The organism is Psychrobacter sp. T6-1, assembly GCF_052258445.1.
Genome location: NZ_JBQQFC010000671.1, coordinates 1 through 755, shown reverse-complemented (window position 1 = coordinate 755; position 755 = coordinate 1). Strand labels below are relative to the sequence as shown.

The following is a 755-nucleotide window of genomic DNA, read 5'->3' as shown; positions in this document are numbered from 1 at the left end:
CCTGCAAGCTCGCCGTATATCATTGAGTCAAAGTCACTTAAGCTGTATTTAAACAGTATTAATTTTACTGAGTTTGCTAGCTGGCATGAGGTGCAAACTTTGATTGCCAAAGACTTATCCGCCTGCGTACAAGCGGACGTACAAGTTGAGCTGTTCGCTCTAGACGGTGAGCCGTCAGAACTCATGATTAGCCAACCTAAGGGCATTTGTATCGATAAGGCTTTGGCTGATAGCACAGAAAAAGTTGCTTTAACCTTGCATCCTGACGCTTCGTTATTGCGAGGTGACGCGCAAAGAGCAAGCAGTGATAGTAGCGCGCCTGTTAGCTTTTACTCCAACCTACTACGCAGTAATTGTCCAGTGACCAATCAGCCCGATTGGGGCACATTGGTGGTTGAGATAAGCAGTGATCTAGCGGTAGATGACGCGGCTATGCTACGTTATATTTTAAGCTTTAGACAACACAACGGTTTTCATGAGCAGTGCGTGGAGCAGATATTTGCAGATTTAAGCGAAGTCTATCAGCCAAGCCAGCTTATGGTTCGAGCTTGGTACACGCGCCGCGGCGGTATCGATATCAATCCTTGTCGCGTTAGTGATATGAGTTTATTACCTAAACCGAGTCGTCTGATTCGGCAGTAAAGAGTAGGGTCTATTTAGACAAGTTATTAATAAATCGGTGCTCTGTGATTTAAATGACCCACAAAAAAGCGCCTATCTTACACATTCAAAAATGTAAGATAGGCGCTTTTTTA

1 protein-coding gene is annotated in these 755 nt (G+C 44.4%); it reads left to right on the top strand.

The genetic code is table 11. The features are described 5' to 3' along the window. Window positions 1-642: NADPH-dependent 7-cyano-7-deazaguanine reductase QueF (locus ACTXGO_RS15305; protein ID WP_443575120.1), on the top strand; the 642-nt coding region annotated here is incomplete at its 5' end. Window positions 643-755 lie beyond the last annotated feature (113 nt).